The sequence below is a fragment of the Nocardia sp. X0981 genome (genome assembly GCF_977089955.1).
In genome coordinates, this window is the sequence record NZ_OZ372435.1 from 5766484 (window position 1) to 5790371 (window position 23888).

Below are 23888 nucleotides of genomic sequence, written 5' to 3' on the forward strand. Positions count from 1 at the left end.
ACCCGGTCTCACTCCGGCGCACCGCCCGCGCTGTCCACCAGGGGGCGGACCGATTCCGCGGTGGGCGAGGAATTGTCCCGGCGGCGGACCCATTCCACGATCACCCGTACGGCATCGGCCACAGGCACCCCGTTGACCTGGGTCCCGTCGCGGAAGCGGAAGCTCACCGCGCCGGCTTCCACATCCCGCGCACCGGCCAGCAGCATGAACGGCACCTTCTGGGCGGTGTGATTGAAGATCTTCTTCTGCATCCGGTCGTCGCCGCGGTCCACCTCGGCGCGGATCTCGGCGGCCCGCAGCTGCGCCACCACCGCGTCCAGATGCGGGACGAAGGTGTCCGCGACCGGGATACCGACCACCTGCACCGGTGCCAGCCAGGCCGGGAAGGCGCCCGCGTAGTGCTCGGTGAGCACACCGAAGAACCGTTCGATCGAGCCGAACAGGGCCCGGTGGATCATAACGGGGCGTTTCTTGGTGCCGTCGGAGGCGGTGTATTCCAGCTCGAACAGATCCGGTTCGAAGAAATCGAGCTGGATGGTGGACATCTGCCAGTTGCGGCCGAGCGCGTCCGTGGTCTGCACCGAGATCTTCGGCCCGTAGAACGCGGCGCCACCCGGGTCCGGTACCAGCTCGAGGCCGGAGGCGATCCCCACCTGACGCAGGGTTTCGGTGGCCTCTTCCCACAATTCGTCGGAACCGACGTACTTGTCCGGATCCTTGGTCGACAGTTCCAGGTAGAAGTCCTCGAGGCCGTAGGCCTTCAACAGGTCGAGAACGAATCGCAGGGTGTCGGTCAGTTCCTCGACGACCTGCTCCTGGGTGCAGTAGAGATGCGCGTCGTCCTGGGTGAAACCGCGGGCGCGGGTCAGGCCGTGCACCACCCCGGACTTCTCGTACCGGTACACCGAGCCGAATTCGAACAACCGCAGCGGCAGTTCCCGATACGACCGGCCACGGGACCGGTAGATCAGGTTGTGCATGGGGCAGTTCATCGGTTTGAGGTAGTAATCCTGCCCCGGCTTGCGCACGGTGCCGTCCTCGTTCAGTTCGGCATCCAGATGCATGGGCGGGTACATACCCTCGGCGTACCACTCGAGGTGTTTGGAGGTCTCGAACAGATGTGCCTTGGTGATATGGGGGGTATTGACGAACTCGTAGCCCGCCGCCACATGCTGCTGACGCGAGTAGTCCTCCATCTCCTTACGGATGATGCCGCCCTTGGGATGGAACACCGGCAGTCCCGAGCCCAGTTCGTCCGGGAAGGAGAACAAGTCCAGTTCCAGGCCGAGTTTGCGGTGGTCGCGCTTCTCGGCTTCCGCGAGCATGTGCAAGTACTCGTCCTGCGCCTCGGCCGATTCCCAGGCGGTGCCGTAGATCCGTTGCAGACCTTCCCGGTTCTGATCGCCGCGCCAGTACGCGGCCGAACTGCGGGTGAGTTTGAAGGCCGGGATGAACTTGGTGGTGGGGATATGCGGCCCGCGGCACAGATCCCCCCACACCCGTTCACCGGTGCGCGGGTCGAGGTTGTCGTAGATGGTCAGCTCGTTCCCGCCGACCTCCATGACCTCCGGATCGTCGATACCGGATTTGTCGCCGATGAGTTCGAGTTTGAAGGGCTCCTTCGCCAGTTCGATCCGCGCTTGGTCCGGCTCGACCACCCGGCGCGAGAACCGTTGCGCGCCTTTGATGATCTTCTTCATCCGGGATTCCAGTTTGGCCAGATCCTCGGGGGTGAAGGGCCGCTCGACCCGGAAGTCGTAGTAGAAGCCGTCCTTGATCGGCGGGCCGATACCCAGTACCGCCTCGGGGAACTCCTGCTGGACCGCCTGGGCCAGGACGTGCGCGGCCGAATGACGGATCACACTGCGACCGTCCTCGGTGTTCGCGGCGACGGGGGTGACCTCGGTATCGAGTTCCGGGGCCCAGGAGAGATCGCGCAGTTGTCCCGCGGCATCGCGGACGACGACCACGGTCTCGGGACCCTTGGTGGGCAGGCCCGCCTCGCGCACCGCGGCACCCGCCGTAGTCCCGGCAGGCACCCGGACGAGGGTGGCTGGGCTGCGGGGGGCTGTGGTGGTCACGGTAGCGCTCTCCTCGGGTTCCGCGGCCGGTCGGGTTCCGGCTCGCTCGGGCTTCGGACCGCCTGCATCGCTCCGGCTCGTGCCGGAGGAGGTGAGGGCTCGATCCTTCTTCGGTGACCGGGGCACAGCCCGGCCGCGACCATGCTATCGGGACAGCGGGACCGCGTGTCGATGGACCGGGCGAGCAGGCCGATCCCGCACCGCGCTCCCTACCGGCACCCCGGCCGGTGACCGGTGGGTATCAGCCGCGCTGGGCCCAGCCGGCGAGCAGCGCCTCACGTTCCGCGGGACGGCGCTTGGGGCAGCTGACGCATTTCTCGCATCCCGGTGCCTCGTAGATCAGGCAGCAGGAGGCGCGGCGCACGAAGGTCCGGCCCGCGACCTCGACGAATCGGGGCGCGGGCAGCGCATCCCCCAGCGCTGCGGTCAATCGCTGCCCGATCTGCGGCGTCCCCACGTCGAGGGCCCAGCCTGCGACGGCATCGGTGACCACCGCCCACAACGCGGGTTCACGCACTCCGGAAACGGCGGCGAGCCGGCCGATCACCGTGGCCAGGGTCTCCCGCAGGGCGGTGGGGATATCACCACTTCCCGTATCGGCATCGGCGATACGGATCTTCTCGACCGTACCGTCGGCCCGTACCGACAGATCCAACCGATCCAGGGTGGGAGCCGCGATCGACTCCTCCCGTGCGAGGGCCCGCACGACCTGTTCCACCAGTGACGATGCCGCCGTGCACCACCACAGGGTGGCGCCCACCCGCGGGGAATCGGTCCGCCAGGAGGCGTTGAGTTCCGCGATCCGGGCGGCCAGCCACGCCTCATCCGCCAGTAGTGGCCCCCGGGCGGTGTTCACGAGATCAGGGGACTGCGCAGCCACGGCCAGTCGACTCCGATCAGGTCACCGGCCAATCCGAATGTCCCGATTATCCAGAGGGTGGCCACCACCACCGCACAGGTCGCCAGGAAAGCCAGGATCTGCATGAGTGGACCGCGGGAGATGTACCAGGCCATCCCACGCCGGTACTTGTCCCGTAACCAGGTCAGCGCGTGGCGCGCCACCGCGAATTCGGTGGCGAGAATGCCGATACCGGTGAACACCAGGGCCCACCCGGGGCCGGGGAACGGAATCGTCACGACCCCCACCACGAACACGACGGTACCCACCACTGCCACACCGATGCGGTAGCAGAGATCGAGGGCGGGGCGGCGGGCGATCCGGTCCCGGTAGGCACGCCACCATACGGCCGGCCCGGAGCGCTCCGTTTTCTCGGCTGCGCCGCTGTCGCCGGTATCCGGTGCCACCACCCCGGCGGCGTCCGAGCCGGGCCGGTTCCCCACGGTTTCGGGACGGTTCTCCACGGCAACCAGACTACGAGGCGGGGCGCACGAGCCGGGAACCGTGACCCGCCCGGAGGTACCGGACGGGTCACCGGACTCGATCACCGGGACGCCGAAGCCGGTGCCCGGTGCAGCTGCGCCATCAGGCTCTCGTTCTCCTCGATGGGAGCGATTCCGTCGACGCGGACCTCGATGACCCGGGCACTGGCGATATCGAAGAACAGGCCGGAGACGCTGAGCCCCCGTTCTCCGGCGGCCCGGAGCACGGCCGGATGCCGGTTCAGGTTCTCCAGCTGAACCGCGATGTTCACCATGCTCAGCTGCTCCACGGGACCGAAGCCGGCGGCCTCGGCAGCCCGGCCGACCGCATGACCGGCACGGTACCGTTCCAGGCTCGGCCGGCCGTATTCGAGCCACCGGTCGATACCCGGTCCCGCGGATTCACCCGAGTGCAGGGCGTCCATCGCGCCGCAGGAGGAATGACCGCAGACGACCACCGAGCGCACATTGAGTTTCTCGACCGCGAAAACCAGCGCCGCTTCGACGGAGGCGTCACCGTGCTCGGGCACCAGGTTGCCCACATTACGGACGGTGAACAGGTCACCGGGTCCGCTGTTGGTGATCACATTGGGCACGATTCGCGAATCCGAGCAGGTCAGGAAGAACGAATCCGGGTCCTGCCGGTTACGCAGTTCGTCCAGGTGCGGCCGCATCAGGTGCGCGTGGCTGCGGTGGTAGGCGGCGATACCGGAAACCAGCGGGTTCCTGTTGTTCCCGGCGCCGTCCTGCGCGCCGTCGCGTTCGATCCGCCACGGTCCGATCACATCGTCGAGTACCACGCGGCCCAGGCTGCGCGACGGCGGCGCCGCCGCGGCCCGTGCCATCCGGGCTTCGCCGATCTCGACGAAGTCGACGGAACCACCGTTGTTCTCGTGCTGCCGTGCCCAGTCGGTGATGGCGTCGTAGGCGGCGTGATCGAGGAAGTCGACGGTCATCTCCACGGTCACCGGAACACCGGCGGGCACCTGGGCGAACGTGGACGAGAGTTTCGGTAGGGACAGGAATGTGCACGAACCGTCGATCCGGACGAGCCAGCGGTCGGTGCCGCCGAGCGGTTCGGCGGCGACGGCGACCCGCACCACCCGCCAGATCAGCAGCGCGAAGGCCAGTGCCAGACCGATGAGCACACCCTCGAGCAGGTTGAGGAACACCACGGCGACCAGGGTGGCGCCGTAGACCAGGAGATCACCGGTGCGGTGCGCGAGCCGGATATGGGCCATTTTCACCAGCTGCACACCGATGACGATGAGCAGGCCGGCGAGAGCCGCCAGCGGAATCTGCTCCACCAGCGCGGCCAGGACCACCGAGAAGACCAGCACCCAGACACCGTGCAGTACCGCCGAGGCCCGGCTGCGGGCACCGGCCGCCACGTTGGTGGAGCTGCGCACGATCACACCGGTGACCGGCAGGCCGCCGAGCAGGCCCGAGAGCACATTGGCCGAACCCTGCCCGATCATCTCGCGGTCGAAGTCGGCGCGCGGGCCGTTGTGCATCTTGTCGATGGCGACGGCGGAGAGCAGGCTTTCGACGCTGGCGATGAGGGCGAAGGTCAGGATTGTCACCGCTACCCCGGCCCAGTCGCCGCGGGGGAGTTCGGGGAGACCGATCGCATCGAACAGCGACCCGTCCAGGGTCACCCGCTTCACATCGAGCGAGAGCACCAGGGAGAGCACCGTGGCCGCCACGATGGCGGCCAGCGCGCCGGGCACCACTTTGACCCGCTCGGGAAGATACTTCCAGCCCAGCATGATGGCGATGACCACCAGGCCGAGGAACGCGGCCGGACCGTGCAGCGAGATCAGTTGCGCGGGCAGTTCGATGATGTTGGTCCAAGCGGTGCTGTTGGATTCACCACCGAGCAGCACATGCAATTGCTGCAGTGCGATGGTGATACCGATACCCGCCAGCATGGCGTGTACCACCACGGGCGCCACGGCCAGCGCCGCACGGGCGATCCGGCTGAGACCGAACAGGATCTGCAGGACCCCGGCGGCAGCCACGATGAAACAGGTTACCCGCCAACCGAATTGATGAATGGATTCGGCGACGATCACGGTGAGGCCCGCGGCCGGGCCGCTCACCTGCAGTACGGAGCCGCCGAGCGAGCCGGCCACGATACCGCCGACGACGGCGGCGATGAGACCCGCCGCCACGGGGGCACCGGAGGCGATCGCGATACCGAGCGACAGTGGTAGCGCGACGAGGAAGACGACGATCGAGGCCGGCAGATCATGGCGCAGGATCGAGGTCAGCCAGGCGGGGGCCGAGCGGTTACCGGACCCGGCGGGGGTGGCGGCCGGGCCCGGACCAGGCGGGGACACAGGGGGATTCGGACTTTGGGTTGCCATTGTTCTCCTTCGCCGACTCGGCCGCGGCCGAGGTCGGTTGACGATCAATATGTCCAGTCGGGCACAGACCGCGAACCGGCATCTCGCGGTGAAGTAGAGCCTCGGCACGGCAACGGGCCGAGTTCTAAACCATTGCCAGAGTATTAGTAAAGACTTAGCAAAGGCTGAGAAGGCACCTCCACTGCTGGTGATATCCGAACCGGCACCACGTTGTCCGATCGGTTCCGACCTCGGAAACCTGCGAAAACGTTGCAGAACAGAAGGTTACGAGCCGACGAGCAACACCCGAGCGTACCGCCCGGACCGCGGCACCACCGGCGTCCCGGCTGTTCGGAGCACTGCTCGTCAACTTCTCTTATAGTAAAGAACTACCCAAGTATGGCAACAGATATCGCCAGGCGAAAATGACAATCGCTACAGAATCGAAACAGTGTTGCACCCGCCACAACTGTTGCGCGGCGAGGAGAGAGGAACCATCGCGTCACCACCGGACCTCCCGCGGGCCGGCGACGCGCAGCGCGCTCCACCGGCCCATGGTGGCACCGAGCTACTCGGCCAGCGCGTCCAGCGATTCCAGATCGGCGACGGCCTGCAGGATGCGTTCGACATTCGCCAGACTGATATCGCGCGGTTGCATATCGGGCTGCATCCGTCCCTGCCCCAGAGTGCCGACCCAGGCGAAGACACCTTGGAAGACCTGCTGACGGTACTGCAGCCAGGCCGCATCGAAACCGGGCGCGTCACCGCCCGCGGCCTTCAGCCGATCGAGATAGAACTCCAGCAGGTCCCGCTCCCATTCCCGTCGTTGCTCGATGGTGAGCCCGGAAGCGATCGCGTACGCGAAGTCGACCGCCCAGTTCCCGCGCAGGGTGCACTGCCAGTCGTAGAGCCCCATTTCGCCGTCCCGCGTGACATACCAGTTCCCCGCGTGCACATCCGCGTGCAGCAATGTCTGCGGAGTACGGTCGTGCAGCGCCATCGCGCGAAACAGACCGGGCCACAGTTCGTTCCGGCGGCTACGCAGCTCCGCGGGGATCACATCCATCCCCCGTTCGATACCGTTGCGGAACATCCGGCCGGTATTGATCATGTTGTTCATCGTCGTATGCCATTGCTCACCGGTGAGCAGCCAGTGGAAATCCTCGCGCAACCGCGGGCTGTCCCAGTAGGCACCGTGATAGATCGCCAACTGGCTCACCATGCTCTCGGCCATCGTACGATCCAGTTCCCGGGTCAACGGGTTACCGAACGTCGCGCCCTTGCTCGCCACCACATCCTTGAGGATGAACAGCGAGCGGAACGACCGTGGATCGAAGGCCGTGTGGTAGGCCCACGGTGCTTCCATATCGAGTTCGGGCCGGATGACCCGGTAGAAGCCGGACTCGTTCTTCAGCAGTTCGCACAACCCGCACACCACCCGCATGGTCAGCGCCGTGGTCGATTTCGTGAACAACTGGGACGGCAGCCCCGCAGCACGCCCCGCCTCGTTGTATTCGACGGTCAGCCCCCGCCGCGACGACGTCCCGTCACTACCCCCGGTGAGGGTGAAGGACTCCACCCGCGCCCCGGGATGCCGCGCGCACAGGGCCTCGGTGAGCCACTGGGTGGTCAACCGATCGGGCGAGGCGGGCACCCGGCCGAGCTCCGTGGGGGACGATCCACGGATCACATCCTTCAGATAATGACCGGCAATCCGTGTGGTAAGACCTACCGCCCGGCCCTTTTCCCGCATCGACACCACAACCACCTAACCCTTCGGATCGAAAATCTGCGAACAGCAGATTATTTCGTTCCTGGATAAAGCGCTCGCCGAGCGGCAACATTCCCGCAGACCCGCGGCGGGCGGGCCGGCCGGCAACCCCTCAGGCAGTGCCCGACCGCAACGGCGCGGTCTCCGGGAACGTCACCGGAAGTGCCGTCAAGGACCGGTGGAAGGGACCGGGACGCCAGATCAGTTCCTCGGCCGGAACGGCCAGCCGGATCTCGGGCAGCGCGTCGAGCAGTTGGTCGATGGCATCCTGGGCGACGAGGTAGGCCACCGATTTCGCCGGGCACGCATGCGGTCCGATACTCCAGGCGAGATGGGATCGGTTGTCGGTGTAGGTGCCGGTATCGATCGCCGGATCGCTGTTGCAGCCGGCCATACTGATCACCACCGGCTGATGCGCCGGCAGCCAGACACCGTCGATCAGAATCGGCTGGCGCGGGAAGGAAACCGAGTAGTTCGACAGTGGTGGGTCGGTGAAGAGCACCTCGTCCAGCGCGTCCCGGGTGGACAGGCTGCCACCCAGGATACCGCCCGCGAAACGCTCGTCGATGAGCATCAGGCGCAGGGTATTGACGATCAGGTTCTGCAACGGTTCGATCCCCGCGCCGTAGAAACTGAGCACCTGGTGCAGCATTTCCTCGTCGTCGAGCTCGGCCGGATCCCGCAGCAGCCGGGTGACCACATCGTCGCCGGGCCGGGACTTCTTCAACTCGACCAGATCCGCCATCGCCTGCCCGAACATCGCGTTACCCGTGTCGGCGTCGACACCGTCGAACATGGCCGCCATCCCGGCGGCGGCGCGCCGGCCGATCTCGTCCGGGCAACCCAGCATGCGGTTGACCACCGCGAAGGTCAGCGGAAAGGCGTACTGGCCGATGAGCTCCGCCGTACCCGCCCGAACGAAGTTGTCGATGAGCGGGATCGCGATATCTTCCACGACGGCGTGCATCGCGAAGAGGTCGACACCGTCGAGACCGGCGACGGTGGCCCGCCGGTAGCGCGCGTGCAACGACCCGGTGTTGCGGATAGCGGCCGGACGCCATTCCAGCATGGACAGCACCGGGCAGTCTGCGGGCACACCTTGCTGCCAGATCCGGGAATCCGCTGGGAAATGCTCCGGGTCGTTGAGGATTCGCAACGCGGTGTGATAGCCGATCACCAGAGTCGCCGGAACCCCCGGTGCCAGTTCCACGGGCACCAGGGAGCCGTAGCGACGGCGCATATCGCTGTAGGCGCGGTGCGGATAGGTGGCGATCTCCTCGGAGTACAGCGGTACTCGCGGGCCCGCTGTACCCTCGGGCGAGTCGAGGGGTGAGGTGAGGGGTGGTACCGAAGCCAAAATATCCTCCAGTCGCGGCAGTCGAACGCGGCGACCGGGCCGGCCTGGTAGGTCCCGGAAGCGTCCGGTACGCGAGATTACCTGGCGCAGTAGGGATTCGAAGAACGCGGTCCCGCCTCCTGTCACATCCGCGCCACCGGGCGACAACCCGGGCCGGACGTCAGCCGATCGCGGCGGCCAACGCCGCGCGGTCCAGTTTGCCCCGGGGGGTACGGGGAAGCGCGGCCACGATATGAATCCGGGCGGGCATGCTCGGACCGGTCAGCACGGTGCGCAACCGCCGCCGGATCTCCGCCACACCGGGAGCCCGCTCGTCCACCACGACGGCGGCGACCGGCAGCTGACCCCATTTCTCGTCGGGCAGGCCCACACACGCCGCCTCGGTGATACCGGGGATCGCGGTGAGCGCCGCCTCCACCGCCGCGGGCTCCACGTTCAGACCGCCCCGGATGAGGGTTTCACTCGTCCGGCCGAACAACCGGAGACGGTTACCGTCCAAGGCCCCTCGATCCCCCACCGACATCCACCCGTCGACGGGACCACCCACCAGCCCCGCGTCGGTGAGATAGCCGCGGAAGAGCATATCGCTGCGCACATGCACCCGCCCCGCCCGGATCTGCACCTCCACCCCGTCGAACAGCTCACCCGCCGAACTCTCGTCCTCGGTACCGAACCCACGGTCGAACGAGACGAAACTCAGTTCCGAGGCGCCGTAGAAGTGGGTGAGCGTGGCCGCGGGCAGAACCTCGCGCAGGGCGACCCGTCCGTTGCGCGGCCACCGCGCCGCCGAGGACAGTACCTCGCGCACCCCCGGCACGGGACCGACCCCGGACCGCACCACATCCCAGGCGATCGTGGGCACCGAATAGAGATGGGTCGCGCCGGCGCGCAACGCCACCGGGGCGGTACGCAGATCGACGGTGGCGCCGCGGGTGAGCGCATGTAGCGCGCCGTAGAGGAAATGCGTATGGTCCAGCACACCCGGAACCGCCACGATATCGCCCGCGGCGATATCGAAGGTCCGGTCGGAGCGGTCCAGGGTGGCGGCCCACGACGCCTGGTCGCGGACGAAGAGTTTCGGTTCTCCGGTTGTCCCCGAGGTGATCCCGACCAGCAGTTCGCTGTCCGGCCGGGCCCGGCCGGCGGCCCCCTCCGACACCAGATCGCCGGCGGCCGGCAACGCGTCCGCGAAACCGAGGCGCCGCAACCGCCGGTGCTGGGACGCGGCGGCCACCACCGCGCCGGGGCGGGCCAGCGCCAGCACTCTGCGCAACTGGCCGGCGAGCAGATGCCGGTGCAGGAGTACCACACTCACCCCTGCCCGCATCGCCGCCGTCACCGTGACCAGGGATTCGATATCCGAGGAGGGCAGCACCGCCACCCGAGCCATACCGGCCAATCCCGCGGCGGTCCGGGTGACCCGCTCCCAGAACTCCGGGTAGCCGATACGCTCGTCACCGGTGATCACCGCCGGAGCACCGGAGGCCTGCGCGGCACACCGCGCGATACGCTCGGCGAGCAGATCAGTCATCGTCCACTCCCCGCGCCGCGAGCGCATCCCCCATGGCGTCGGCCGTCCGCAGCGACCGCACCAGCACCGGCGTGACCAGCGCGGTGATCGACCATTGCAGGCCGCGTGCCCGCCGCGCGTCGGCGACCTCGCGCACGATCCCGGCGAGTACCGGTACGCAGCGGATCGCCAGTGCCAGCAGCAGCCCGATACGGTCCGGGTCGACACCCACCCGGCGCAACGGTCCCAATGCCCGGGTGACGGCGTCCAGCATCTCGGTGACCCGGGTGGTGAGGGTGATCAGCGCCGCCAGCGCGACCGAAAACAGCAGCAGACCACATACCACGACCGCTCGGGCGGGCGAGGTGGTCAGCACCTGGAACACGCCGATGATCGCCAGCATCCACAGCACCGGGCGTATCTGGGCCAGTGCGGTACGCCACGGAATCCGGGCCACCGCGAACAGTGCCGTCACCACGGCCGCGAGGATCGCGACCGCGGGCGGCGTGCGCACGAACACCGTCGCCAGTGTGATGCTCACCAGCAGCCCGGCCAGTTTCACCCCCGCCGGGGTCCGGTGCACGACCGAGTTACCCGGGCGGTAGAGGCCGATCATCCGACCAGCTCCCGGTACGCCGGTACGGCGGCTTCCGGATCACCGTCGAAAGCCACCGCGCCGTCGTCGAGCACGATCACCCGTTCGAAACTCTCCAGGAGGGTGAGCTGATGGGTTACGACGATCACCTGCTGATCCACCGAATCCAGCGCCGCGGCGACCATCCGCGCGTTACGCAGATCCAGCAGGGTGGTCGGCTCGTCGGCGACGATCACCTCGGGATGGCGGATCAGTACCGCACCGAGGGCGAGCAGTTGCTTCTGGCCCCCCGACAGCAGATGGGAGGGATGTTCGGCGTGCCCGGCGAGCCCGAAACGGTCCAGCATCCCGGCCACCCGCGCGGCGATCTCCGCTTTCCCCAGCCCGGACCGCCGCAGCGAGAAGGCCAGATCCTCGGCCACCGTCGGCATGACGATCTGGGTATCGGGATCGGTGAACACGAAGCCGACCTTGCGCCGCACCCGGGCGCCCTTACGGGCCGCGTCCAGGCCGTCCACCGTGACGGTCCCGGAGGTGGGGGCGAGCAGGCCGTTGATCATGCGCGCGAGGGTGGATTTTCCCGACCCGTTGGCGCCGATGATGCCGACCCGGCGTTCCTCGATGCGCAGGTCGATACCGCGCAGCACCTGCCGCTCACCGTAGGAGTGCCGCACCCCGTCGAAGACGATTTCGCTCATTCCACCCGCTCCACCAGCATCGCGATCCCCTGGCCACCGCCGATGGCACATGCCGCCAGCCCCAGCGCGGGGCCGCCGGGACGCAGCATCCGGCTCGCCAGCCGTACGAGCAGTACCGCACCCGAGGCTCCCCACGGATGCCCCATCGCTATCGCACCGCCGTCCGGGCAGATCAGGGATTCGTCCAGCTCCAATTCGTCCGCGACGGCCAGCACCACCGAGGCGAAGGCCTCGGTGATCTCCACGACGCCGAGATCCGCCACCCGGCGGCCCGCCCGGCGCAGGACCGCACGAATAGCGGGCACCGGCCCCAATCCGGGAAGGGCCGGGTCGGACCCGGCGACGGCGGACGCGACGATACGCAAGGCGGGCAGCCCGGCCGCCCGGTCGGCGGTCGTGACCGCCACCACCGCCGCCCCGTCGGAGATACCACAGGAATTTCCCGCCGTGGCCGTACCGTCCGCGCCGAAGCCGGGCCGTAGCCGGGCCAGCCGCGCCACCGTCATACCCGAGCGGATGCGCTGATCCCGGGACAAGCCGCCGACCGGCACGATCTCGGCCGTGAAATCCGCGGCCGCGGCACGCGCATGCGACCGCGCCGCGTATTCGTCCTGGCGTTGCCGGCCGATACCGCGCCGGCGCGCGAGATCATCGGCGGCGGCCCCCATATCGGGATCGGGGAACCCCGGCGGCGCGAACGGCGCGCGGGTGTAGCGCACCGCCTCGGCACCGGGCGCCGGCGGCCAGTAGCGCCAGGGCGCGGTACTGGCCGATTCGGCCCCACCGGCCAGTATCAGCCGATCGCCGCCGCTACGCACGCGCAGCGCGGCCTGCATGACCGCATCCAGCCCGGAACCGCACTGACGGTCCACGGTCACCCCGGGTACGTGCACCCCCAGCCCCGCCTGCAGGGCCGCTATCCGGGCCGGATCGCCTCCGGGACCGAGACAGTTGCCCAGGACGACATCGTCCACCTCGTCGTCGATACCGGTCTCCCGCAGGGAGGACAGCACGGCCGCCAGGACCGGCGCGGCCAGATCGCTCACGGTCAGACCGGCCAAACCGTGCCCGGCCGTCCCGATGGGTGTACGCCGCGCCGCGACCAGAACGGGAACAGGGTTCATGCCAGCAAGTCTTTCAACCGGCCGCGCGCGATCTTCCCGGCGGCGGTGACCGGCAGTTCCCGCACGGGAACCCAGCGGCGCGGCATCGCCTCCTTCGCCAGTACCCGCCGCGCGTGGCGCCGGACGTCGTCGACCGCCACTCCCTCCAGTTGTACGGCCGCGGTGACGGTTTCCCCGTAGACGGCGTGGGGCGAGCCGATCACCACCGCGCCGACCACTCCCTCGATCGCGCTCAGCACCCGCTCGACCTCCTCGGCGACGACCGTGGTTCCCCCCACGTTGATCGCCGCCTCGCCCCGGCCGTGGACCACCAGTTCGCCGTTGTCCCCCAATTCCGCGAGATCACCCACGCAGAACCAGTCCGGCGCGCCGAGTACCGCGTACGGCGTTCGTACCTGCAGCAATCCGTCGTGGATCCGCGCCCGCACCCCGTCCAGCAGCCGCAGCGGTGCGGGCACCTCCCGGGCGGCGACCAGGGAGACCTCGGACGATCCGTAGTACTCCACGGTCCGCACGTGCCGGGCCGCGGCCAGGGCACCGGGGTCGGGAGCGATACCCGCGACGACGGCGGTGTGCAGACGCGGCGCCCGGGACACGACCTCGCGCAGGACGGCCGGCACCGCGTGGACGACGGTGGCCCGAGTGAGGTTGTCGGTGACGCACGCGCCGGTCCACAGCGCGTGCAGCGCGCCGAACAGGTGCATGGTGGCGTGCAGCGGGCCGGTGAGCAGCACACGGTCCGCGGCGGTCACCCGGGTGATCTCGGTGAATGCCGGGGAGCTGTCGTACCAGGAGGCGGCGGTGCGGGCCAGCGGCCGCGGATGCCCGGTGGAGCCGGAGGTGGCGACCAGCAGGAAAGCGCCCGGCGGCAGTACCTCGCGCCGCGGTCGTGCGGCCGGATTCTCGACGGCCACCGCGACCCCGCGCCGCGCGGCGGCGCATACGCAGATCAGCGCCTCGCCGGGCGGGAGTTCGGAGGCGTCGTAGCCGTTGGCTCCCGGCTCGTACCGCTCGATCCAGCGGTCCACCGCACGGTCGAGCTCGCGGTAGGTGTGGGCGCGGCCGCCGAGATCGAGCGCGAGAGCGTCGCCGGTGCCGCCGAGCAACCGCCTAGGCACCGGTCAGTCCCGGATACGCCCGGTGCACGCCCTTGGCCACCACGGTGGCGACGACGACCTTGAGCAGATCACCGGGGACGAAGACACCGTTCGCGGTGATCGCGGCGCGGAAATCCAGATCGGTCCGCAACAGCAGCCCGAGGGTGCCGAACAGGTAGATGATCAGCAGCCCGCCGATCGCATTGATCAGCAGTGCGGGTAGCAGCGGGTACTTCGGCACGATCCGGGCGGTGCACCACCCGATGAACAGGGTCGCCGGGATCCACCCGATCAGGTAGCCGGCACTGGGGCTCGCCAGCGCGGTGAGTCCGGTGCGACCTCCGGAGAGCAGGGGGAGCCCGATGATCGTCAGGGCGATGAACACCGCGACGGCGGCCGTGCCCTTACGCGGTCCCAGAATCGCACCGGCCAGGATCACCCCCAGGGTCTGCACGGTGATGGGCACCCCGCTGAACCCCACCGTGACGGCTCCGGGCAGCCCCAGTGCGGCGACGAGGGCGGCGAATACCGCGATCTGCGCCATATCCCGCGCCGTGGTGCGGGTCTTCGGCGCCCGCGACTCCTCGACACCGTCCATGACGCCATCCTTCGCAACAACCGGCTTGAACGACGTTCAAGATAGCAATGTGCCCGCCGCTCTCGGCCCCGGACCCCGCCCGTCGCCGCCGACCGGCCGACGGCGACGCCTACCGTGCCCTCAGGGGGACGGAACCGGGCACACCGTGGTCGCCCGGCCGGACCACGGCCATATCACCGAGAGGAACGCCTATGACGCGGCTCCGGCAGACCGCCACGCATTGGGGCAATTATCTGATGGGCCCCGGCAACGACGGGGAGCTCACGGTGGTTCCCGACGACCGCGACCCGCATCCCTCGCCCATCGGGCGGTCACTGGCCGCGCTCCAGGACCCGGACCATCGCATCGCCGAACCGGCGATACGCCTGGGCTACTACCGCGACGGGGTCGCGAGCGATACCACCCGGCGCGGACAGGAACCCTTCGTCGCAGTCGGCTGGGACGAGGCACTGGACATCACCGCCACGGCCCTGCGAACCGCGTGGGCGCGAGGCGGTCACCGCGCCGTGTACGGCGGCTCGTACGGATGGGCCGGCGCGGGCCGGTTCCATCAGGCGCGGGAACAGTTGCACCGCTTCCTGCGGCTGTCCGGCGGATACACCGGATCGGCCGACACCTACTCGTTCGCGGCAGCGGAGGTACTCCTGCCGCACGTGCTCGGCATGAACGCCTACCTCGCCGCGCAGCAATCGCCCACCACCGCGGAGATCGCGCGCCACTGCGCCCGCATCGTGTACTTCGGCGGCGCGGCGCCACGGAATACGCAGGTGAATTTCGGGGGAATCGGCGCACACCCGCCGCACGGCCGGTACTCCGCCTCCGGGCCGGAAACAATCCTCATCGGCCCCGTCCGCGATGATCTCGACGGCGATCCGGCGACCCGCTGGGTGCCGTGCCGGCCGAACAGTGATGTCGCGGTCATGCTCGCCATGGTGCACACCCTTCTCGTGGAGGGACTGCACGATCGGGCGTTCCTCGATCGCTACTGCACCGGCTTCGAGGAATTCGCCTCTTATGTGACCGGCCGCGGCGATGGTGAACCGAAAACACCGGAATGGGCGGCGGAACTGTCCGGGGTGCCCGCCACCCGGATCCGTGAACTGACCCGGCTCATGGCGCGTGAACGCTGCCTGATCGGGCTCCCCTATTCGTTGCAGCGGGCCGAACACGGCGAGCAGACCTATTGGGCCGCCTGGGCACTGGCTGCCGCGCTGGGCCATATCGGGCTCCCCGGCGGCGGTGTCCTCATGGGCACGGGCGTGGGCAAGACCACCGAGATGCAGCGCCGATATCTACCGTTTCCGATCGCCTCGGTCCCCCGGCCCGGGAATCCGGTACCGGATGTGATCCCGGTGGCCCGGCTCACCGAGATGCTGGAACGCCCCGGTGCCACGATCGATTACAACGGCACCACCCTGACCTACCCGGATATCGACCTGATCTACTGGGCCGGCGGCAATCCGTTCCACCACCATCAGGACCTCAACCGCCTGCGACGCGCATGGGCGCGTCCCCGTACCGTCGTCGTGCACGAGATCAGCTGGACCTCCACCGCTCGTCTCGCCGATATCGTATTGCCCACCACCGCCGCCCAGGAACGCGAGGATTTCGCCGGGGGCCGCCTCGACCAATGGCTCACGCCCATGCGGCAGGTCGTGCCGCCGTACGCGCAGGCGCGCGACGACTACGCGATCTTCGCCGCTCTCGCCGACCGGCTCGGCTTCGGTGACCGCTTCACCGAAGGACGTACGGCCCGGCAGTGGGTGGAGCATCTGTGGGAGGCGACGGTCCGCGGCGCGGCCGCCGCCGGTATCCGGCTACCGGATTACCCCGAGTTCCGCGCCGGTCCACCGCTCGATCTGCGACCCGCGCTCACCGAGAGCCGCCACGTCCTCGAGCAGTTCCGCCGGGACCCCGCTCGTCACCGGCTGCGCACACCGTCGGGCCGGATCGAGATCTTCTCTCGCACCATCGCGGCATTCGGGTATACCGATTGCGCCGGCCACCCGGCCTGGTATCCACCCACCGAGTGGCTCGGAAGTCCACTCGCGCGACGTTTTCCGTTGCACCTGCTCTCCCACCAGCCCGCCACCCGGCTGCACAGCCAACTGGACTACGGCGTAACCAGCCGGGAATCCAAGATCGAGGGGCGCGAACCGGCGCGCATGAACCCCGCCGACGCGACGGCGCGGGGCCTGCGCGACGGCGATATCGTCCGCGTCTTCAACGATCGCGGCGCCCTGCTGGCGGGTATCCGCCTTTCCGATGCCGTGCGGCCGGGCGTCCTGCACATGGCCACCGGCGCCTGGTACGACCCATTGGATCCGGCCGACCCGCTCTCGCTGGACGTACACGGCAACCCGAACACTGTCACCAACGATATCGGGACCAGTTCGCTGGCCCAGGGACCGTCGGCCAACAGCTGCCTGGTCGAGGTCGAGCGGTACACGGGAGAACTCCCACCGCTGCGGGTACGGAAACCACCGCCGCTGACCACGGCTGCCGCCGGTGAACCGGAGGTGGCGCACGGCCGGTCCGCGGGAGGGCCTACGCGACCGGCGGCTCCGCATGCGTAGCACACCGGAGCCCCACTACACGCTCAATAGCCTTTCGCCGGACGACCCGGATCGGCCTGCTGGACGTTCTGCTGCAGATTGCTGCCGTCGGGGGAAACGTCGTAGCGGTCCATGACGTAGTTCATGCTCGCGGCGACATTGGCGACCGGATCGTAGATGTTCGTCGAGGTTCCCGGCTGATGGTAGGCCTCGAAGGTGGACGGGATCGTCTGGGTCAGGCCACGCGAGTTCTGCCCACTGGCGGCATTGCTGTCCCAGTTGTTGATGATGTTCGGATCGCCCCCGGATTCGCGTTCGATCAGCACCCGGTAACCACGCATCCAGTTCTCCCGCGCTTCGGGATCGGTGATCCCCAAGGCGTCGAGCGCGCCCTCGATCGCCTGATCGATGGTCATACTGCCGGGATAGCGCGCATAATCCGCTTCCGAGGCCGGTCCCTCGTAATTGGCCTCGGGCGCGTCGTCCCCCGCCGGGCCGTAATCCGGCGACCCGGCGACAGGGAAACTCGGCGCGGCACTGCCGTAGTTGGGTGTGCTGGTCTGCACACTGCCCGCGTCCCGCATCGCCGTATCGCTGGCGCCCTGCGCCTGGGCGTACACGTATTCGACCGAATCGAGTATCACCTCGAGCAGTTCGTACTCGGTGTTCGGCGGCAGGGTGCCGTCCTCCCGCAATCGGTAGGGCGCCTTCAGCGCCGCCTCCAACTGCTGCGCTTCGGTTTTGATCGCGCCGAACGCCGCGGAGGATGTGTCGTAGGTGGCGCCGGCGGTGAGATTCACCGCTTGATGCTGCTGTTCCAGATCCCTTCGTACCTCGTCGATCCGCCACATCTTGTCCTTGTAGTCGGCGGCCATGAGGGAATTGTCTCCGGGCTCGACGAGTTTCTTCTCCTCGAAGAGCTTCAGCATGTTCCGGGCCTCCTGCCCGTCACCGGTGGCCAGGAGATCTGCGCAGTTCTGAATCGCCTGGTCGGCGGCGTCGACCACGGCCCTCAACCCCGCACTCGCTCCTTTGGGAGGCTCGAGCTTCACCTCCCAGTAATTCGCGGGCTTCATCTACCTGTGTCCCGGGATGCACATACACCAAGTATCCCGTGTCCACGATCCGGATATTTCCGGCATTGGGAACCGGGGGCTTTTCTCCAGCGTCCCACAGGGTTACCGGCGGTATTCGCGCAGCAACCCCTTGCTGATGATCGTCTTCTGGATTTCGCTGGTGCCTTCGCCGATGAGCAGGAACGGCGCCTCCCGCATGAGGCGTTCGATCTCGGCTTCCTTGGAGTAACCGAAGCCACCATGGATACGGAACGCTTCCTGGGTGACTTCCGCGCAGTACTCGCTGGCGAGCAACTTCGCCATACCCGCGCCGACATCGTTGCGTACTCCGGAATCCTGCAGCCGTGCCGCGTTCACCATCATCAGATGCGCCGCTTCGACCTTGGTCGCCATCTCGGCCAGTTTGAAGGCGATCGCCTGATGCTCGGCGATGGGTTTACCGAAGGTGGATCGCTGCTGCGCGTAGTCGATGGCCAGTTCGAACGCCCGGAGCGCGATACCGCAGGCGCGGGCGGCGACATTGACCCGGCCCACCTCGATACCGTCCATCATATGCGCGAACCCCCGGCCGGGCTCGCCGCCGAGCACGGTGTCCGCGCCGATCCGGAAATCGTCGAAGATCGCCTCGGTGGTATCGACGCCCTTGTAGCCCATTTTGTCGATTTTGCGGGGGATGGTGAGCCCGGGGAGCACCTCCCCGTAGCCCTCGGGTTTGTCGACCAGGAGCGTGGTGAGGTTCCGATGTGGTTTCGGCGCACCCAGATCGGTTTTCACCAGGACAGCGGTGAGGTTGGAAGTGGCACCGTTGGTGAGCCACATCTTGTTTCCGTTGACGAGATAGTCCTCGCCGGAACGGGTGGCGCGGGTTTTTATCGCGGCCACATCCGAGCCGAGGTCGGGCTCGGACATCGAGAACGAGCCCCGGATATCGCCGGTCGCCATCCGCGGCAGATAGTGCGCTCGCTGCGCTTCGGTACCGTGGCGCGAAATCATGTGCGCCACGATGAAGTGGGTGTTGACGACACCGGATACGCTCATCCAACCGCGGGCGATCTCCTCCACCACCAGGGCGTAGGTGAGCAGCGACTCCCCCAGGCCGCCGTACTTCTCGTCGATGGTGATGCCGAACAGCCCCATCTCCTTCATCCCGGCGACGATATCGGCAGGGTAGGTATCGGCGTGTTCGAGATGCTGGGCGTACGGAATGATCTCGCGGTCCACGAACGAACGGACGGTGGCGAGCATCTGCGTCTGGACCTCGGTCAGCCCGGCGGTCTCGGCGAGTCCGGTCACGTCTCGAACCTTTCGACGATGGCGGCCAGCCCCTGCCCGCCGCCGATGCACATGGTTTCCAGGCCGTACCGCCCGCCGCGACGCCGCAGTTCGCGTGTCATGGTCGCCAGGATGCGGGTGCCGGTCGCGCCGACCGGATGACCGAGCGAGATCCCCGAGCCGTGCACGTTCAATCGGTCGAAATCACCCGTCCCGAAACCCCATTCGCGGGTGCAGGCCAGCACCTGGGCGGCGAACGCCTCGTTCAGCTCGATCAGGTCGATATCGGACAGTTCCAGACCGGCGCGGTCGAGCGCCATCCGGGTCGCGGGCACCGGTCCGATACCCATCACCTTCGGTTCCACCCCCGCCACGCCCCAGGACACCAGACGCGCCAGCGGGCGCAGGCCGAGTCGTTCGGCCCGCGCCGGATGGGTGACGATACACAATGCGGCCGCATCGTTCTGGCCGCTGGCGTTACCGGCGGTCACGGTAGCGCCGGGATCCACACCGCCCAATACCGGCCGCAACCGGGCGAGAGTCTCGACAGTGGTGTCCGGACGAGGGTGTTCGTCGGTATCGACGAGTGTGTCACCGCCGCGCCCGGTCACCGGCACCGGGATGATCTCCTCCGCGAATATGCCCGCCTGCTGAGCCGCGACGGCCCGCCGATGCGAGACCACCGCCAACTCGTCCTGTTCGGCACGGGAGATCCCGTATGCACGGCGCAGGTTCTCCGCGGTTTCGAGCATGCCGCCGGGTACCGGATGGTCCCGGCCGCCCGCGGTGACCCGCCCCCGGGCCAGCCCGTCGTGCAGGGCAACGGCGGGGCCTTTGACGCCGAAGCGTATATCGGTGGCGTAGAACACGACATTGCTCATGCTCTCCACCCCACCGGCGACGATCACCTCGGCGGTCCCGGTGGCGATCTGCATCCCGGCCTGGAGCACTGATTGCAGACCCGACCCGCACCGCCGGTCCACTTGCATTCCCGGCACCCGGACCGGCAGCCCGGCGTTGAGCGCCACGACCCGGCCGATGGCAGGTGCTTCGCTACTGGGATAGCAGTTGCCGAGCACCACGTCGTCGATCGCCTCGGGATCCAGACCGGTGCGCTCGAGCACACCACGCAACACCACTTCGCCCAGTTCGGCGGCGCCGAGACCGCGCAGCGAACCACCGAACCGCCCGATCGGGGTACGCACCGGCTCGCAGATCACCACTTCGCGCATCACATGAACCTTCCCCCGGTGACTTCCAGCACCGCCCCGGTCATATAGGAGGACAGATCGGAGGCCAGGAACAGTACGACCGAGGCGACCTCACCCGGTTCACCCGCCCGCCCGAGCGGGATCTCGGCCATCTTCTGATCCCAGACCTTCTGCGGCATGGCCTCGGTCATCGGCGTCCGCACCAGTCCGGGTTGCACCGCGTTCACCCGTACGTTCTTGAACGCGACCTCTTTGGCGGCCGCTTTCGTCAGGCCGACGATCCCGGCTTTCGCCGCCGAATAGTTGGTCTGCCCGGGCAGGCCGATCTTGCCGGACAGCGACGAGATGTTCACGATGGCTCCGCGCCCGTGTTCACGCATCCGGTTCGCCGCGGCGCGGGTGCCGTTCCACGTGCCCTTGAGGTGTACACCGATCACCTCGTCGAAATCGGATTCGGCCATCTTCCGCATGGTCGCGTCCCGCGTCATCCCGGCATTGTTGACGAAAACGGCCAGCGGGCCGAACTGTTCGGCGGTATCGAGCAGGGCTTCGACCGCGGCGGCGTCCCGGACATCGCAGTGCGCGTAGCGGGCGACGTCCGCACCGCCGAGTTCGGCGACGGCGGCGGCGCCGGCGGCGTCGTTGATATCGCCGATCGCCACTTTCGCGCCTTCCCGGACGAAGGTCCGGGCGATCTCCAACCCGATTCCTTGGGCGGCGCCGGTCACGGCGGCCACCCGGCCGTCGAGCAACCCCATGGTCAGCTCCGATTCTCTCGCTTGTCCAACGGTGTCGTCATTGCACGATCCCGTCCGCGCGCAGCCGCGCGATCTGTTCGGGGGTGCGTCCGAGTTCGGTCAGCAGCGGCTCGGTGTGCTGGCCCAGAGCGGGGACCGGCCCCATTCGCAGTTCCACATCGGCGAATGTCATGGGTGGGAGCAGCGCCTGGATGGGGCCGGCCGCGGTAGCGACCTCGCGCCAGCGGTCGCGGGCCGAGAGCTGCGGATGGGCGATCAGGCCCTTCAGATCGTTGAGCCGGGCCGCGGGGACGCCGGCCCGCGCGAGCCGGGTGTCCAGGTCGGCGGTGGCGAAGCGACGGGTCTGCTCGGCCACCGCCGCGTCCACCGCGGCGCGATGGCGCACCCGGTCGATATTGGTCCGGAAACGAGGGTCCTCGGCCAGGTCCGGGCGGCCGAACACCTCGGTGACCAGGGTGCGCCAGCCGCGATCGTTCTGCACGCCGATCAAGATCTGCCCGTCGTCGGTGGGGTAGGCATCGTACGGCGCGATCGACGGGTGCGACAGCCCCATCCGCTGGACCTGTTCGTCCTGATACATCCGCATGTACATCGGGTGGCCGAGCCATTCGACCGTCGCGTCGAACATCGAGACCTCGATCGTGGCACCGGCACCGGTGCGCTCCCGGCGGAACAGCGCGGCCTGCACCGAGGACAGCGCGTACAACCCGGAAGCGATATCGGCCGACGGCACACCGGTTTTCGTCGCCGTATCCGGGGTTCCGGTGATCGAACACAACCCGGTCTCGGCCTGGATGAGCATATCGTATGCTTTACGGTCCCGATGAGGCCCAGCGGTGCCGTAGCCGCTCATGTTCACCACGATCAGCCGGGGGTGGTCGCGACGCAGGGTCTCGGCACCGAAACCAAGACGTTGTGCGGCGCCGGGCGCGAGGTTCTGGAGGAAAACGTCGGCACGAGCGATCAGTTCACCGAGCAGAGCCACACCCTCAGGGCTCTTGAGATCGAGGGCGATGGATTCCTTGCCCCGGTTGAGCCAGACGAAATGGGAGGCCAGACCGTGGACCGCGGCATCGTAGTTGCGCGCGAAGTCGCCTTCACCGACTCGTTCGACCTTGATCACCCGGGCGCCGAGATCGGCGAGGTGCCGGCTGGCCATCGGCGCCGCCACGGCCTGCTCCAGGCCGACGACGGTGACGCCGTGCAGTGGTAGGTCACCGGCGCGGGGATTCCCGGCCGTGCTCATCGCTGCCGCCCACCGGAGTTCCGCCCGGCCCGCCCGACCAGCTGCCCACCGATGATCAAGCGTTGGATCTCACTGGTGCCCTCGTACAACCGCAGCAGCCGCACATCCCGGTACAGCCGCTCCACCGGTACATCACGCATATATCCGGTTCCGCCGTGGATCTGCACCGCGAGGTCGGCGACTTTGCCCACCATTTCGGTGCAGTACAGTTTCGCCGCCGAAGGACCCACCCGCCGGTCCTCCCCGGAGACGTACCGGGCGGCGACATCACGCACCATCGCGCGACCCGCCAGCACCCCGGTGTACTGATCGGCGAGCATCGCCTGGACCAGCTGGAAATCACCGATCACGGTGCCGCCCTGGGTCGCGGTGGCGGCATAACTCACCGACTCGTCCAGAGCCCGCTGCGCGGCCCCGACCGCGAGCGCGGCGATATGGACGCGGCCACGCGCCAACGACACCATGGCCGCTCGGTATCCGATATCCTCGCTGCCCCCGACCAGCGCCGAATCCGGTACCCGGACACCGGTGAACCGTACCTCCGCCGTCCAGGCACCCTCCTGGCCCATCTTCCGGTCCTTGGGCCCGACCTCGACCCCGGGCGTATCCGCCGGCACCAGGAAGACCGCGATTCCGGGCCCCTCGGCGTCGGCGGGACGGGTCCGGGCGAACACCACGAACAGGTTCGCCGACGGCGCGTTGGTGATGAACCGTTTCTCACCATCGATGATCCAATCCCCACCGGCGCGCACCGCGGAGGTCCGCAGACCGGCCGGGTCGGAACCGGCGCCCGGCTCGGTGAGCGCGAAGGAAGCGACCACCGCACCGGAGGCAATGGCTTGCAGCCACCGTTGTTTCTGCTCGCCGGTGCCGTAGTTCACCAGCACCTGCCCGGCGATACCGTTGTTGGTACCGAACATCGACCGGAAGGCCAGGGTGGTGTACCCGAACTCCATCGCGAGCTCCACGTCCTGGGCCAGATCCAGGCCGAGCCCACCCCATTCCTGCGGGATCGCGTAACCGAACAGCCCCATCGACGCGGCATGCCGGCGGATATCGTCGGGAATGCGGTCGGTATCGGCGATCTCCCGCTCGCGCGGCATCACCGTCTCACGGACGAAAGTCCTGGTCTGCGCCAAGATATCGGCGAAATCCGCCGCGGAAACCTGTGTACCCGCGACCACGCCGGCACTGATGCCCTCGGCAGCCAT

General features: G+C 68.1%; 19 protein-coding genes. 1 reads left to right on the forward strand and 18 read right to left on the reverse strand.

Annotated elements, in window-relative coordinates; all coding sequences use genetic code 11:
• Nucleotides 1-8: 8 nt before the first annotated feature.
• The 12 genes from thrS to ACYR7D_RS25540 all read right to left on the reverse strand — a co-directional run bounded on the left by thrS (nt 9) and on the right by ACYR7D_RS25540 (nt 14559).
• Nucleotides 9-2081, reverse strand: coding sequence for a threonine--tRNA ligase (gene thrS / locus ACYR7D_RS25485; protein WP_459547045.1), 2073 nt, complete (start codon nt 2079-2081; stop codon nt 9-11).
• 241 nt (nt 2082-2322) lie between these two features.
• Complete coding sequence (locus tag ACYR7D_RS25490; RefSeq protein WP_459547046.1) at nt 2323-2961, reverse strand: (2Fe-2S)-binding protein; 639 nt, start codon at nt 2959-2961, stop codon at nt 2323-2325.
• On the reverse strand, nt 2934-3443 hold the full coding sequence (locus tag ACYR7D_RS25495) for a TIGR02611 family protein (protein ID WP_459547047.1): 510 nt from the start codon (nt 3441-3443) through the stop codon (nt 2934-2936). Before ACYR7D_RS25495 ends, ACYR7D_RS25490 begins: the two co-directional genes overlap by 28 nt.
• An 80-nt stretch (nt 3444-3523) precedes the next feature.
• A complete protein-coding gene (locus tag ACYR7D_RS25500; RefSeq protein WP_459547048.1) occupies nt 3524-5830 on the reverse strand; it encodes a SulP family inorganic anion transporter in 2307 nt (768 codons plus the stop codon).
• Between the two features lie 547 nt (nt 5831-6377).
• Entirely contained in the window at nt 6378-7562 is a 1185-nt protein-coding gene (locus ACYR7D_RS25505) for an aminoglycoside phosphotransferase family protein (protein ID WP_459550291.1), read from the reverse strand.
• A gap of 130 nt (nt 7563-7692) precedes the next feature.
• Entirely contained in the window at nt 7693-8937 is a 1245-nt protein-coding gene (locus ACYR7D_RS25510) for a cytochrome P450 family protein (protein WP_459547049.1), read from the reverse strand.
• A gap of 160 nt (nt 8938-9097) precedes the next feature.
• Nucleotides 9098-10468 (reverse strand): AMP-binding protein, encoded by a 1371-nt coding sequence (locus ACYR7D_RS25515; protein WP_459547050.1) that lies wholly within the window; start codon nt 10466-10468, stop codon nt 9098-9100.
• Complete coding sequence (locus ACYR7D_RS25520; protein WP_459547051.1) at nt 10461-11063, reverse strand: energy-coupling factor transporter transmembrane component T family protein; 603 nt, start codon at nt 11061-11063, stop codon at nt 10461-10463. The genes ACYR7D_RS25515 and ACYR7D_RS25520 overlap by 8 nt, the downstream gene beginning before the upstream one ends.
• Complete coding sequence (locus ACYR7D_RS25525) at nt 11060-11740, reverse strand: energy-coupling factor ABC transporter ATP-binding protein (protein WP_459547052.1); 681 nt, start codon at nt 11738-11740, stop codon at nt 11060-11062. Before ACYR7D_RS25525 ends, ACYR7D_RS25520 begins: the two co-directional genes overlap by 4 nt.
• Nucleotides 11737-12864: a thiolase family protein gene (locus ACYR7D_RS25530; RefSeq protein ID WP_459547053.1), complete on the reverse strand. Its 1128-nt coding sequence runs from the start codon at nt 12862-12864 to the stop codon at nt 11737-11739. Before ACYR7D_RS25530 ends, ACYR7D_RS25525 begins: the two co-directional genes overlap by 4 nt.
• Nucleotides 12861-13982, reverse strand: coding sequence for an AMP-binding enzyme (locus ACYR7D_RS25535; protein ID WP_459547054.1), 1122 nt, complete (start codon nt 13980-13982; stop codon nt 12861-12863). The genes ACYR7D_RS25530 and ACYR7D_RS25535 overlap by 4 nt, the downstream gene beginning before the upstream one ends.
• Nucleotides 13975-14559, reverse strand: coding sequence for a biotin transporter BioY (locus ACYR7D_RS25540; protein ID WP_459547055.1), 585 nt, complete (start codon nt 14557-14559; stop codon nt 13975-13977). Before ACYR7D_RS25540 ends, ACYR7D_RS25535 begins: the two co-directional genes overlap by 8 nt.
• A gap of 191 nt (nt 14560-14750) precedes the next feature.
• On the opposite strand from ACYR7D_RS25540, the gene ACYR7D_RS25545 reads away from it, so the two are divergent.
• Nucleotides 14751-17135, forward strand: a complete 2385-nt coding sequence (locus ACYR7D_RS25545) for a molybdopterin-dependent oxidoreductase (RefSeq protein WP_459547056.1) — start codon at nt 14751-14753, stop codon at nt 17133-17135.
• Between the two features lie 23 nt (nt 17136-17158).
• Here ACYR7D_RS25545 and ACYR7D_RS25550 read toward each other — a convergent pair whose 3' ends face one another.
• The 6 genes from ACYR7D_RS25550 to ACYR7D_RS25575 all read right to left on the reverse strand — a co-directional run bounded on the left by ACYR7D_RS25550 (nt 17159) and on the right by ACYR7D_RS25575 (nt 23888).
• Complete coding sequence (locus ACYR7D_RS25550; protein WP_459547057.1) at nt 17159-18190, reverse strand: transglycosylase SLT domain-containing protein; 1032 nt, start codon at nt 18188-18190, stop codon at nt 17159-17161.
• Between the two features lie 102 nt (nt 18191-18292).
• The gene (locus ACYR7D_RS25555) at nt 18293-19483 is read right to left on the reverse strand and encodes an acyl-CoA dehydrogenase family protein (protein WP_459547058.1); all 1191 of its coding nucleotides are present in this window, start codon (nt 19481-19483) and stop codon (nt 18293-18295) included.
• Nucleotides 19480-20694: an acetyl-CoA C-acetyltransferase gene (locus tag ACYR7D_RS25560; protein ID WP_459547059.1), complete on the reverse strand. Its 1215-nt coding sequence runs from the start codon at nt 20692-20694 to the stop codon at nt 19480-19482. The genes ACYR7D_RS25555 and ACYR7D_RS25560 overlap by 4 nt, the downstream gene beginning before the upstream one ends.
• Complete coding sequence (gene fabG, locus ACYR7D_RS25565; RefSeq protein ID WP_459547060.1) at nt 20694-21431, reverse strand: 3-oxoacyl-ACP reductase FabG; 738 nt, start codon at nt 21429-21431, stop codon at nt 20694-20696. Before fabG ends, ACYR7D_RS25560 begins: the two co-directional genes overlap by 1 nt.
• Nucleotides 21432-21468: 37 nt before the next feature.
• Entirely contained in the window at nt 21469-22677 is a 1209-nt protein-coding gene (locus tag ACYR7D_RS25570) for a CaiB/BaiF CoA transferase family protein (RefSeq protein WP_459547061.1), read from the reverse strand.
• Nucleotides 22674-23888 (reverse strand): acyl-CoA dehydrogenase family protein, encoded by a 1215-nt coding sequence (locus ACYR7D_RS25575; protein WP_459547062.1) that lies wholly within the window; start codon nt 23886-23888, stop codon nt 22674-22676. Before ACYR7D_RS25575 ends, ACYR7D_RS25570 begins: the two co-directional genes overlap by 4 nt.